This is a genomic window from Pseudoxanthomonas daejeonensis (assembly GCF_022637495.1).
Classification (GTDB): domain Bacteria; phylum Pseudomonadota; class Gammaproteobacteria; order Xanthomonadales; family Xanthomonadaceae; genus Pseudoxanthomonas; species Pseudoxanthomonas daejeonensis.
This window is the reverse complement of record NZ_CP093331.1, coordinates 391,655-405,158: the sequence shown is the minus strand read 5'-3', so window position 1 is coordinate 405,158 and position 13,504 is coordinate 391,655. Positions and strand designations below refer to the sequence as shown.

Genomic DNA, 13,504 nt, shown 5'->3' with positions numbered 1-13,504 from the left:
AAAAAAGCCCGGCATGCGCCGGGCTTTTTCGTGCGGATGTCCGGCTTGCGCCGGACGGCCGCTTCCATCAGCCGGTGAAGGCTGCGGTCAGAGCGGCTGGACCTGGTCGGCCTGCATGCCCTTCTGGCCCTGCACGGCGACGAACTGCACGCGCTGGCCTTCCTGCAGGCTGCGGAAGCCCGAGGACTGGATGGAATTGTGGTGGACGAAAAGGTCCGGGCCGCTTTCCGGGGTGATGAAGCCGAAGCCCTTGGCGTCGTTGAACCACTTCACGGTGCCGGTCTGGGTCTGGGACATGGTGTATCTCCTTGGAGCATGGAAAAAAGCCGCTTATGCGGCAGGACGCTGGCTGCAAGGAGGGAATGGGTGCAACGGTGCAGTGGAGCGATGTCGACGGCATCGGGTCACGGATTCGAGTGACCCTTGTAACTCAGCATCGCCACGGTATGCCCATGCCGGCGCAATAGCAAACCGGAGCGGCGGTTCCGTTCATGTGCCACACGCCGCGCGACGCCGCTTTCACGCGACGGTTGCCACGGCGGTGCGAGGATGAAGCCCGAGGCATCACCTGCTTCTCCCACGGATGCTCCATGCCCCAATCGCGCCGAATGTTCGGTCGCTGGCTGCGCTTGCGCCGTCGTCTGCGGCGCCTTTGGCGCATCCGTCGCGCGGCCGCCGCCCCGGTGCCCATGGTCGAAGAGCCGCTGCGCTCGGCGTTGTTCAACGTCGAGCAGATGGAGCTGCACGGACGGGCGCTGGCACGGATGCATCACCTGCAGCCGCGGCCGGGGCCGGTAAGGCTGCTCGATCGGCTGCAGGAGAACGAACGCCTGCTCGACGACGCCAGCGACCTGCTCACGCGCATGGTCCAGGACGACATGCGGATCACGCCGGCGGGCGAGTGGCTGCTGGACAACTTCTACCTGATCCAGGAGCAGATCCACACCGCGCGCAGGCATCTGCCCAGGGCCTACAGCCAGCAGCTCCCGACGCTGGCGCAGGGGCCGTCGGCCGGGCTGCCGCGGGTCTACGACCTGTCCCTGCAGGCGATCGCGCACGGCGACGGACGGGTCGATGCGGAGGCCATCAGCCGCTTCGTTGCCGCCTACCAGGAGGTCACGCCGCTGCGGCTGGGTGAATTGTGGGCCGTGCCGATCATGCTCAGGCTGGCATTGATCGACAACCTGCGGCGCATGGCGGCCGGGGTGATGCGCGACGGCGCCGACCGGCAGCTGGCCAGCATGTGGGTGGAGGCGCTCAACAGCACCGCCGCGCGGAACCCGGTGGACGTGGTCCTGGTGGTCGCCGACATGGCGCGCTCGCGGCCGCCGTTGACCGGGGCGTTCGTCTCCGAGCTGACCCGGGCGCTGCAAGGGCAGGGCTCGGTGCTGGCGATGCCGCTGTCGTGGCTGGACCAGTGGGCCGCCGAGGGCGGCCATCGCATCGAGGAACTGGTCCACGGCGAGAGCCAGCAGCAGGCCGCCGACCAGGTCTCGATCAGCAACAGCATCGGCAGCCTGCGCTTCCTGGCCAACATGGACTGGCGCCAGTTCGTCGAAGAGATGAGCGTGGTCGAGCACGCGCTGGGCACCGATCCGGCCGGGACCTATGCGCTGATGGATTTCAGCACCCGCGACGCGTATCGGCACGTGGTGGAGAAGATCGCCCGCCGCAGCCGCGCGTCCGAGCCGGAAGTGGCCGCGGTGGCGCTGCGCCTGGCCCAGGCCGTCGCCGACACTGATCCACAGGACCGCCGTGCGCACGTGGGCTACTACCTGCTGGACGACGGCGTGGCGCAGACCCAGGCCGAGGTCGCCGCGGCCGCCCCGCGCTACCGGCCCGCGCGCCTGCCACCGCGCCGCGTGCGCCTGCCGGCCTACCTGCTGCCGATCGCGGTGGTCATCGCGATCAGCACCTGGGGCCTGCTGTCGGCCGGCACCGGGCCGATACCGGTATGGCTGGCCGCTGCATTGGCGGTGGTGGTGTTCAGCGAGCTGGGCATCGCCCTGGTCAACTGGACGGCCACCCTGCGAGTACCGCCACGCCCGTTGCCGCGGATGGATTTCTCGCGCGGCATCCCGGTCCAGTTCCGCACCCTGGTGGTGGTGCCGAGCATGCTGTCCAGCGCCGATTCGATCGATGCGCTGGTCGAAGGGCTGGAGGTGCGCTTCCTCGCCAACCGCGACACGCAGCTGCACTTCGCCCTGCTCACCGACTTCCTGGACGCCGACCAGGAAGCGATGCCCGGCGACGGGGAGATGCTGGGGCATGCGGCCCGGCAGATCGAGCGGCTCAACGACCGTTATGCGCCCGAGCAGGGCGACCGGTTCTTCCTGCTGCACCGGGCGCGCGAATGGAACCCGCGCGAGCGCCGCTGGATGGGTCACGAGCGCAAGCGCGGCAAGCTGGCCGCGCTCAACCGGCTGCTGCGCGGGGGCGATGAGGGCGCGTTCATGCGCGTGGTCGGCAAGATCGAGCCGCTGGCGCAGGTGCGCTACGTCATCACCCTGGATACCGATACGCGGCTGCCGCGCGATGCGGCGCGCGAGTTCGTCGCCACCCTGGCCCATCCGCTCAACCGGCCGCGCTTCGACGTGGCCCGGCGCCGGGTGGTGGAGGGCTACGGCATCCTCCAGCCCAGCGTCGGCACCAGCCTGGGCGGGCGGCGCAGTTCGCGCTATGCACGCCTGTTCGGCAGCGAGCCGGGTATCGATCCCTACACGCGCACCGTCTCGGACGTGTACCAGGACCTGTTCGGCGAGGGCTCGTTCGTCGGCAAGGGCATCTACGACGTGGATGCGTTCGAGTACGCGCTGGGCGACCGCTTCCCGGACAACGCTATCCTCAGCCACGACCTGCTCGAAGGCTGCTACGCGCGCGCCGGCCTGGTCAGCGACGTGCGCCTGTACGAGGAATATCCCGAGCGCTATGCCGCCGACATCAAGCGCCGGGCGCGCTGGATCCGCGGCGACTGGCAGCTGCTGCCATGGCTGCTGCCGTGGGTGCCGCGCCGTGGCGGCGGGTTCGAACGCAATCCGCTGAGCTGGCTCTCGCGCGGCAAGCTGCTGGACAACCTGCGCCGCAGCCTGGTCGCACCGGCGGCCGTCGCGTTGCTGCTGCTGGGCTGGGCGTGGTCGCCGCAGCCGCTGGCATGGACGACGGCGGTGCTGGGCTTGTGGCTGCTGCCGGTACTGCTGCAGGCGCTGCGCAACATGATTGCGCTGCCGCTGGACATGCCGTGGGAAACGCACCTGGCCCAGGTGGGCAAGGACAGCCTGCGCCAACTGCAGCGTGCGGTGGTGACGCTGGCCTGCCTGCCGTACGAAGCGTCGGTCAACCTGCTGGCGATCGCACGCACGCTCTGGCGGCTGCTGCTCAGCCGTCGCCACCTGCTGCAATGGAACCCGTCCAGTGAAGTGGAGCGCAGCCTGGGCAGCGACCGCAGCGCCGAGTGGCGCAGCATGGCGCTGGCGCCGCTCTTCGCGCTGGGCGTGGCCGCGGTGCTGGCATGGGTGCGCCCGGGCGTATTGCCGGTGGCCACGCCATTGCTGTTGCTGTGGCTGCTGTCGCCGGGACTGATGGCGTGGCTGGGCTGGCCGCCGCGGACGCAGGGCGCGGAACTGTCCGGCACGCAGCGGGCGTTCCTGGGCCGCCTGGCGCGGCGGACCTGGGCGTTCTTCGAAACGTGGGTGCGCGCCGAGGACCACTGGCTTCCGCCGGACAACATCCAGGAGCATCCGTCGCTGGTGGTGGCGCGGCGCACTTCGCCGACCAACATCGGCCTGTCGCTGCTGGCCAACCTGTCGGCGTACGACTTCGGTTATGCGCAGGTGGGCGCGGTGATGGAGCGCACGCAGCGGGTGTTCGGCACGCTGGAAGAATTGCCGCGGCATCGCGGCCATTTCTGCAACTGGTACGACACCCAGACCCTGCAGCCGCTGCCGCCGCGCTACATCTCCACCGTGGACAGCGGCAACCTGGCCGGGCACCTGTTGACCCTGCGCCAGGGTCTGCTCGCGCTGGCCGATGCGCCGGTGCTGGCGCCGCATACGTTCCGTGGCCTGGCCGACACGCTGGGCGTACTGGAGGACGAACTGGCCAGGCGTCCACTCGCCAGCGATCCGCAGGCCGATGCACTGACCGCCGCGCTGTCCGGATTCCGCGAGGTGCTTGCGCCTGCACTGGAGCAGCGCACGCATGCGGTCGGCCAGGCCGAGCGCCGGCTCGCCCAGTTGATGGCGCATGCCGAAGCGATCGTGGCTGCATGGCCCGCAGCACTGGCGCCGGTCGATGGCCAGCGCGACTGGCCGGTCGCGCTGCTGGAGGGCTGCCAGGCCGCGCATGCCGAGCTGCTGTTCTTCATGCCCGACCTGCTGGCCAGCGATGGCGCCGGCGCCGACGAATCCAGTGCGCCCATGCCCAGCCTGCGCGCGTTGCATGCGTACGCGCCGCAATCGACCGCAGGCATGCGCGCACGCGATCGCATCCACCAGCTGGAACGATTGGCGCATATGGCCGGCCAGTTCTCGCTGATGGAGTACGGGTTCCTGTACGACCGCGCCCGCCACCTGCTGGCCATCGGCTACAACCTCGACGAGCATCGCCTGGACGCCGGCTACTACGACCTGCTCGCCTCCGAGGCACGGCTGTGCACCTTCGTGGGCATCGCCCAGGGCCAGCTGCCGCAGGAGAGCTGGTTCGCGCTGGGCCGGCTGCTGACCGACGTCGATGGCTATGCGACGCTGCTGTCGTGGAGCGGCTCGATGTTCGAATACCTGATGCCGCAGCTGGTGATGCCCAGCTATCCGGACACGCTGCTCGACCAGACCGCGCGCCACGCGGTGGAAGCGCAGATCCTGCACGGCCGCAGCCTGGACGTGCCGTGGGGCATCTCCGAGTCCGGCTACAACGCGGTCGATGCGCGGATGAACTACCAGTACCGCGCTTTCGGCGTACCCGGGCTCGGCCTCAAGCGCGGCCTGGGCCAGGACCGGGTGATCGCGCCTTACGCCAGCATGATGGCGCTGATGGTCGCGCCCGAGGCGGCCTGCCAGAACCTGCAACGGATGGAAGCGCTGGGCTTCTCCGGCGCGTTCGGCATGTACGAGGCGGTCGACTACACCGCCGCGCGGGTGCCGCCCGGCCAGGACTACGTGCTGATCCGCTCGTTCATGGCCCACCACCAGGGCATGGGGTTCCTGGCGCTGGATTACCTGCTGCGTCGGCAGCCCATGCAGCAGCGTTTCCTGGCCGATGCCGAGTTCCAGGCCACGGTGCTGCTGTTGCAGGAGCGCATCCCGCAGACCGGGCTGTTCCATCCGCACGAGGCCGAGGTGCAGGGCGCGCGCGCGACCTCGGGCGAAACCGAGACCCAGCTGCGGATCCTGCGCAACCCGGGCAGTGCGCGACCGGAGGTGCAGCTGCTGTCCAACGGCCGCTACCACGGCATGCTCACCCACGCCGGCGGCGGCTACAGCCGGCATCGCGACATGGCCACCACGCGCTGGCGCGAGGACGGCACCCGCGACCACTGGGGCACGTTCTGCTACCTGCGCGATGTGGAGAGTGGCCAGTTCTGGTCGACCGCGCTGCAGCCCACGGCCGTGGCGATGGACCAGTACGAGGCGATCTTCTCCGATGCCAAGGTCGAGTTCCGTGGTACCAGGAACGGCTACGAAAGCCATCTGGAAGTGGCGATCTCGGCCGAGGACGACATCGAGCTGCGCCGCCTGCGCCTGAGCAACCGCAGCCGGCGCACGCGCACCATCGAGATCACCACCTATGCCGAGGTGGTGCTGGCGCCGGCGATCTCCGACGAGGTGCATCCGGCCTTCAGCAACCTGTTCGTGCAGACCGAAATCGTCCGGCCCAAGCAGGCGCTGCTGTGCACGCGCCGGCCGCGCGCGCACGATGAAGTGCCGCCGTGGATGTTCCACCTGATCGCGGTCCACGATGCCGACATCACCGAGATCTCATACGAGACCGACCGCGCGCGTTTCCTCGGCCGTGGCAACACCCCGCGCGCACCGGATGCGTTGACCGGCCAGGCGAAGTTGTCCGACACCGACGGCTCGGTGCTCGATCCGGTCGTGGCGATCCGTTGCCGGATCGAGCTGGCGCCCGGACAGACCGCCATGGTCGACATGGTCTACGGCGTGGGCGGCGACCGCGAGGCCTGCGCCGGCCTGGTCGACAAGTACCGCGACCGGCGCCTGGCCGACCGCGTGTTCGACCTGGCCTGGACCCACAGCCAGGTGGTGCGCCGGCAGATCAACGCCAGCCAGGCCGAGGCGCAGCTGTACGAGCGCCTGGCCGGCCTGGTGCTGTACGCCAGTCCGCTGCTGCGCGCGGACACGGAGGTGCTGCTGCAGAACCAGCGCGGCCAGTCCGGCCTGTGGGGGCATGCGATCTCCGGCGACCTGCCGATCGTGCTGCTGAAGATCACCGATGCGGAGAACATCGAGCTGGTCCGGCAGATGGTGCAGGCGCACGCGTACTGGCGGCTCAAGGGCCTGCGCGCGGACCTGGTGATCTGGAACGAGAGCAAGAGCGGGTACCGCCAGCAGCTGCAGGACCAGATCCTGGGCATGGTTTCGGCCGATCCGGACTCCAACGTGCTGGACCTGCCCGGCGGCATCTTCGTGCGCCCGGCGCAGTTGATGTCGCAGGAAGACCGGGTGCTGCTGCAGTCGGTGGCGCGGGTGATCGTCAGCGACGAGCTCGGCACGCTGGCCGCGCAGGTCGGTCGCCACGCATCGCCCGAGCGTGCGCTGCCGGCGAAGCTGCCGGAGAGCACCGCGGTACCCACGGTCGAACCACTGGCGTCGGCCGATGCGGGGTTGCCGGCGCCTGCGTGGGACGACGAGGACCAGCACGAAGGCGTGCACGATCCGTGGCCGTTCCTGCCGCTGGTCACCGGCACGCTGTTCGACAACGGCCTGGGCGCGTTCGCCGCCGATGGTCGCGAGTACGTGGTCATCTCGCGCGAAGGCGCGCCCACGCCGGCGCCGTGGTCCAACGTGATGGCCAATGCCCGGCTGGGCACGGTGGTCAGCGAGAGTTCGCCCGGCTACACCTGGTTCGAGAACGCGCACGAGTTCCGGCTCACGCCCTGGCACAACGATCCGGTGTCGGATACCGGCGGCGAGGCGTTCTACCTGCGCGACGAGGAGACCGGGCGGGTCTGGTCGCCGATGCCGCTGCCGTGCCGCGGCCGCGGCGCGTACCGCACCCGACACGGCTTCGGCTACACCGTCCACGAGCACGAAGAAGACGGCATCGCCAGCGAGCTGTGGATCTACGTGGCAGTCGAGGACGCGGTGAAGTTCTCGGTGCTGCGCCTGCGCAACGTGTCCGGGCGCACCCGGCGCCTGTCGGCTACCGGTTACGTGGAGTGGGTGCTGGGCGACCTGCGCTCCAAGTCGCAGATGCACGTGGTGTGCGAGCGCGATGCAGCCAGCGGTGCGCTGTTCGCGCGCAATCCCTACAACACCGAGTTCGGCGGGCGGGTGGCGTTCTTCGATACCGATGCCGGCGACTGCAGCTGGACGGCCGACCGCAGCGAGTTCCTCGGCCGCAATGGCAGCCTGGCCGATCCAGCCGCATTGAAACGCGAGCGACTGTCGGGACGCCTGGGCGTGGGCCTGGATCCGTGCGCGGCGATCCAGGTGCCGATCGACCTGGCCGACGGGCAATCGCAGGAAACCGTGTTCCGCCTGGGCGCCGGCCGCGACTACGAGGAGGCGCAGGCGCTGGCGCAGCGGGTGGGCGGTGTCGGCCAGGCGTACGACGCGCTCGATGCGGTGCGCATCCACTGGCGCGTGCTGCTGACCACCGTGCAGGTGAGCACGCCCGATCCGTCGGTCGATGCGCTGGCCAACGGCTGGCTGCTGTACCAGACCCTGGGCTGCCGCTATGTCGCGCGCAGCGGCTATTACCAGTCCGGCGGCGCGTTCGGTTTCCGCGACCAGCTGCAGGACAGCATGGCGACCTTGCATGCGATCCCGGCATTGACCCGCGAGCACCTGCTGCTCAGTGCCGCGCACCAGTTCCCGCAGGGCGATGTGATGCACTGGTGGCATCCACCGCAAGGGCGCGGCGTGCGCACGCGCTGCTCGGACGACTACCTGTGGTTGCCGCTGGCCACGTGCCGTTACCTGGAGGTGACCGGCGACACCAGCGTGCTGGGAGAACTCGCCGGCTTCGTCGAGGGCCGTCCGGTCAATCCCGACGAAGAGGGCTACTACGACCTGCCGGTGTCCTCGCGCTTGCGGCAGTCGCTGTACCAGCATTGCGTGCTGGCGCTGCGGCGCGGCTGCAGCCTGGTCGGCGAGCGCGGCCTGCCGCTGATCGCCACCGGCGACTGGAACGACGGCATGAACCGCGTCGGCGAGGCCAACCGCGGCGAGAGCGTGTGGCTGGGCTTCTTCCTCCACGAAACCCTGCGACGCTTCGGCGAGGTGGCGACCCTGCGCGGCGATGCGGCGTTCGCCACCTGGTGTGCCGAGCAGGCCGCGCAGCTGCACGGCAACCTGGAGGAACACGCCTGGGACGGGGAGTGGTATCGGCGGGCCTGGTTCGACGATGGCACCCCGCTGGGCTCCACCCGGAGCGACGAATGCCGGATCGATTCGATTTCGCAGAGCTGGTCGGTGCTGTCGGGCGTGGCCAGCCCGGAGCGCGCGCAGCAGGCGCTGGATTCGCTCTATCGCCACCTCGTGCGCCCGGAGGCCGGCCTGATCCAGCTGCTGGACCCGCCGTTCGACAGGACGCCCAAGGATCCGGGCTACATCCGCGGCTATGTGCCGGGCGTGCGCGAGAACGGAGGCCAGTACACCCACGCAGCGGTGTGGGCGGCGATGGCGTTCGCCCACCAGGGCGATGCGTCGCGGGCCTGGGAACTGGCGCGGATGATCAACCCGGTCAACCACGCACTGGATGCATCGGCGGCGGCGATCTACAAGGTCGAACCCTACGTGCTGGCGGCCGATGTCTACGCCGTGGCGCCGCACGTGGGGCGTGGCGGCTGGACCTGGTACACCGGCTCGGCCGGATGGATGTACCGGCTGCTGCTGGAATCGCTGCTGGGCCTGCGCCGCATCGGCGAGCGCCTGGCGCTGAAGCCGTGCCTGCCGGTGGACTGGCCCGGCTATGGCATGCAGTACCGCTTCGGCGACAGCGTTTACCGGATCAAGGTGGAGCAGGTGGATGGCATGGCCGGTGGGCTCAGCGTCGATGGGCAGGCGCAAGCGGGCTTCGAGCTGGCGCTGGTGGACGATGGCGCCATCCATGAGGTGCATGTCAGCTGGCCGCGGAGCGCGTCGTGATCGCCGATCGCGCTTCGCTGGACCGGGAGCTGGATCGGCTGGCCGCGATGCTCACGCCGTGGCTGACGCAGCTTCGCCATCCGGCCCAGTTCTGGCCGCAGTTCGACGCGCTGGCGCACGAGATCCTGGGCCATGCGCAGGCCAAGGACCGGGTCCATGTGGAAGACCGGCTGCTGAAGATGCTGAACGAGCATCGCGAGCTTCTGCGCAGGTGCCGGGACGCGCGTCCGGGCGGGCAGCGTCCGCTGCATTGAACCGGATGGGCGAGGCGGGGCGGGTCCGGCGATGGCGCTCGAGCCCCGCTGCGCATTGGAAGGGCCAGGCAATGTCGGCAATGGGGCCGGCGCCGCTGCGGTTTAGCATGCGGCCATGCTGTCCCGTCCGCCCCGTCCGCGCCTGCCCTCCTGGTGGAAGCCCGCCGTGCTCTATGGCGCGTTGCTGGCCGCCGGTACCGGTCTGCTGGCCTGGCTGGATTACCAGCGCCTGGTCCGCAGCCATGTGGCGCAGGTCTATGACGTCCTGCTGGCCGCCGGCTTCCTGGCCCTGGGCCTGTGGCTGGGGGCGCGGTTGTGGGGTCGACGGCGCGGGCCGGCTGCGGCATTCGACGGCAATCCGCCGGCGCAGGCGGCGCTGGGCATCAGCCCGCGCGAGATGGCGGTGCTGGCGGAAATCGCGGCGGGCCATTCGAACAAGGAGATCGCCGCGCGCCTGCACGTGTCGCCCAACACGGTGAAGACCCACGTTGCCCGCCTGTTCGAGAAGTTGGGTGCGCGCCGCCGCACCGATGCGCTGCGGCGGGCACGGGAGCTGGGACTGGTGCCGTAGGAAGTGTGGCCGGCGATCCCGCAGGGCCGGGCTTGCCCGGCAGCGAGGGGTGAAGGGTGCAGCCGCGCGAGGGAACGACCGCCGGGCAAGCCCACGCCTCGGGACGAAAACGGGTGAGGGTGGCCGAATCACCCTTTCCTACGATTGCCCGGGCCGCGCCAACCGGGCTCAATCCGGACTTCTTCCAACGCATCGAGGACATCACCATGGGTCGCACTCTCCTGAAGTACGGCGTGATCGCCGGGCTTGTCGCCGGTGGCGCTTTGCTGGCCACGATGCTGGCCTTCCAGGGCCAGCCGCCGGCGGGTGGCTACGGCATGGCGCTGGGGTTCGCGAGCATGCTGGTCGCGCTGAGCGCGGTGTTCGTGGGCATCCGCCACCACCGCGACCAGGCCGGCGGCGGGGTGATCCGGTTCTGGCCGGCGTTCGGGCTGGGCCTGGGGATCAGCCTGGTGGCGGGGCTGTTCTACGTGGCGGCCTGGGAGCTGTGCCTGGTGCTGAGGGACCAGGACTTCGCCGCGTTCTTCGCCAGCTCGATGGTCGAAGGTGCGAAGGCCAGGGGCGTCGAAGGAGCCGACCTGGCCCGGGTGGTCGAGGAGGCGGCATCCTTCGAGGCGATGTACCGCAATCCGCTGGTGCGCATGCCGATGACCTTCGCCGAGATCTTCCCGGTTGGCGTGCTGGTCTCGCTGGTCTCGGCGCTGGTGCTGCGCAATCCGCGGGTGCTGCCGGCGCGGTAGGTCGTGGCGCGCGGCGAGGGGCGCCGGCGGCAGCCGGGCGAGCCCGGCTCCACGCGGCTGGCGTGGCGGTCGCCGCGCGTAGGCGGGTGCGGCTCCGGTGGAAAGGGTGGGGTCGGCGACGCGGTGCGCCTGCGCGTGCGCCTTTGGTCCGATGGGATGGCGGCGTGGCTTCAAGCAGGCTGGATCCTTGCGTACATCGGGGCGGCATCATCCGCATAATCCGGCGCACGCAGTATTGGAGCCCTCGAGGATCATGGAGCGCATCAGCATGGCGGAAGGCAGCGGGCGTCACCGGGGAATAGCGCGACTGGCAGGCACGCAGGCGGCGAGGGTATTGGCAGGCGTGTGCCTGCTGCTGGGCCTGGCGCCGGCGATGGCGGCGCAAACGCCACCCGATGCCGCTCCCGTGCCGCCGGCACCGGTGGTGGAACAGCAAACGGGCGCGCATCCGCCCGGCCAGTCCTGCCCGCAGCGCGACGGCGACACCTCGCGGCCGCGGATCGGCGTGGCCCTGGGCGGCGGCGGTGCGCGCGGCGTGGCCCACATCAGCGTGCTGCGCAAGCTGGAGGAGCTGAAGATCCCGGTCGACTGCATCGCCGGCACCAGCATGGGCTCGCTGGTCGGCGGCCTGTACGCGGCGGGCGTATCGATCGAGGACATGGAAGCGCTGGTCCTGGAAACGGACTGGAAGCGCCTGTTCGACGACACCATCCCGCGCGAGGAGCGTTCCTACCGGCGCAAGCAGGATGATCGCGACAGCGTCGCCACCCTGGGCGTGGGCCTGAACAAGGGCAAGCTCGAGGTTTCCCCGGGCATGCTGCAGGGCGAGCGGATCCTGTCGATGTTCGAACGCAGGACTTTGACGGTGAGCACGGTCAGCGACTTCGACAAGCTGCCGATCCCGTTCCGGGCCACCGGCACCGACCTCAACACCGGCCGGGTGGTGGAGATCGGCCACGGCAGCCTGGCCCAAGCGATGCGTGCGTCGATGTCGCTGCCAGGCATCTTCCAGCCGGTGGTCATCGACGGCCACGTCCTGATCGACGGGGGCATCGCCGAGCAGGTACCGGTCGATACCGTGCGGCGGATGGGCGCCGACATCGTCATCGCGGTGGACGTGGGCACGCCGCTGACCGTCCTGGATGAGGACGCCAGCCTCCTGCAGGTGATCTCGCAGCTGACCGGCATGTTGACCGTCGGCAACACCCGGACCTCGGTGGGCGCGTTGCGCGAGGCCGATGTGCTGATCGTGCCCGAGCTGGGATCGGTGGTGGCCACCGGTGATTTCGCCAAGGCCAAGGAGGCGCTGGCGATCGGCGACCAGGCCGCGGCGGCGGCCACGGGCAGGCTGGCCGCGCTGCCGCGCTACCGCGCCCAGCCGCCGGCCCCGTTCAAGGCGCCGCCGACGCCGGTGGTCGAATTCGTACGGCTGGACAACCACAGCCGTTACTCCGACGAGGTCCTCACCGCGATCATCGACGTGCCCGTCGGGCGTCCGGTGAATCCGGAGGAGCTGGAGGACGCGACCCTGCGCGCCTACAGCCAGGGCACCTTCGCCAGCGTCACCTACGAGGTGGTCGAGGAGGACGGCCGCACCGGCGTGGTGGTCACGGCGCGGGAGAAGCCGCAGGGCCCGAACTATGTCCAGGCCGGCTTCCTGCTGCAGACCGACTTCAGCGGCACCTATGAATCGAGCCTGCGCGTGGCGCTGCTGCGCTCGCCCGTCACCGAGTACGGCGCCGAAGCGAGGATCCTGGCGGCCCTGGGCAGCCAGGCAGGCCTGTGGGGCGAGTACTACCACCCGTTCGACCCGCAGGCGCGCTGGTACTTCTATGGGCGCGCGGGCCTGCAGAACCGGACCACGCCGCTGTTCAACGACGATGGCGACCGCATCGCCACCTACGACACCCTCGTCAGCGAGGCACGCCTCAGCCTGGGTCGTACGTTCGGCCTGTTCGGTGCGGCCGAGCTCGGCGTGCAGCGTTCGGAGTCGCGTTCGGACCTGGAGGTCGGCAACCCGGCGCTGCCGGACCTGGAGGTCGGCACCGGCGCCTGGTTCGGCTTCGTCTCGATCGACCGGCTCGACAGCCTGTACTTCCCGCGCAGCGGCTACTCGGCGCGACTGGATTACCGCACCACCGCCAGCTGGCTGGGCGGCGAAGCCGAGTTCGAGGAGGCCGGGCTGGACGTGCTCGGCGCGGTGCCGTTCGGACGCCACGCGGTCCAGTACGGGGCCAGTTACCAGACCACCCTGTCCGGCGTACTGCCGCTGTACGAGCGCTACAGCATGGGTGGGCGCGGGCGCCTGGTCGGCTTCCACTTCAACGAGCTGACCGGCCAGAACTATGCGGTGGTGACGCTGGGTTACAGCTACCAGCTGGCGTCGTTCTTCGGCCGCTCGGCGGTGGTCGGTTCCACCCTGGAATATGGCAACGCCTGGAACCTGCGCCGCGACATGGACTGGAGCGACGGCATCTTCAACGGCAGCGCCTACGTAGGCTTCGATTCGTGGATCGGGCCGATGCTGTTCGGCTACGGCATGCGCGAAGGCGGCGAGGGCGTGATGTTCCTGGAGATCGGCAAGCCGTTCTAGGCGGGCCCTGGCAGTGCGAC

Annotated in this window: 6 protein-coding genes; 5 read left to right on the top strand and 1 reads right to left on the bottom strand. The window is 69.9% G+C overall.

What is annotated here, in order from left to right; all coding sequences use genetic code 11:
• Positions 1 to 87 precede the first annotated feature (87 nt).
• A complete protein-coding gene (locus MNQ95_RS01895) occupies positions 88 to 297 on the bottom strand; it encodes a cold-shock protein (protein WP_052630207.1) in 210 nt (69 codons plus the stop codon).
• Positions 298 to 689: 392 nt separating this feature from the next.
• Here MNQ95_RS01895 and MNQ95_RS01890 point away from each other — a divergent pair, with 392 nt between their 5' ends.
• The 5 genes from MNQ95_RS01890 to MNQ95_RS01870 all read left to right on the top strand — a co-directional run bounded on the left by MNQ95_RS01890 (position 690) and on the right by MNQ95_RS01870 (position 13,484).
• The gene (locus tag MNQ95_RS01890; RefSeq protein WP_241953642.1) at positions 690 to 9,326 is read left to right on the top strand and encodes a glycoside hydrolase family 94 protein; all 8,637 of its coding nucleotides are present in this window, start codon (positions 690 to 692) and stop codon (positions 9,324 to 9,326) included.
• Positions 9,323 to 9,580, top strand: a complete 258-nt coding sequence (locus MNQ95_RS01885; RefSeq protein WP_241953641.1) for a hypothetical protein — start codon at positions 9,323 to 9,325, stop codon at positions 9,578 to 9,580. Before MNQ95_RS01890 ends, MNQ95_RS01885 begins: the two co-directional genes overlap by 4 nt.
• Positions 9,581 to 9,695: 115 nt before the next feature.
• Positions 9,696 to 10,151: a helix-turn-helix transcriptional regulator gene (locus tag MNQ95_RS15815; RefSeq protein WP_162411156.1), complete on the top strand. Its 456-nt coding sequence runs from the start codon at positions 9,696 to 9,698 to the stop codon at positions 10,149 to 10,151.
• 206 nt (positions 10,152 to 10,357) lie between these two features.
• On the top strand, positions 10,358 to 10,891 hold the full coding sequence (locus tag MNQ95_RS01875) for a DUF4199 domain-containing protein (protein ID WP_241953640.1): 534 nt from the start codon (positions 10,358 to 10,360) through the stop codon (positions 10,889 to 10,891).
• A gap of 253 nt (positions 10,892 to 11,144) precedes the next feature.
• Positions 11,145 to 13,484 (top strand): patatin-like phospholipase family protein, encoded by a 2,340-nt coding sequence (locus MNQ95_RS01870; RefSeq protein WP_241953639.1) that lies wholly within the window; start codon positions 11,145 to 11,147, stop codon positions 13,482 to 13,484.
• The last annotated feature ends 20 nt before the right edge of the window (positions 13,485 to 13,504 follow it).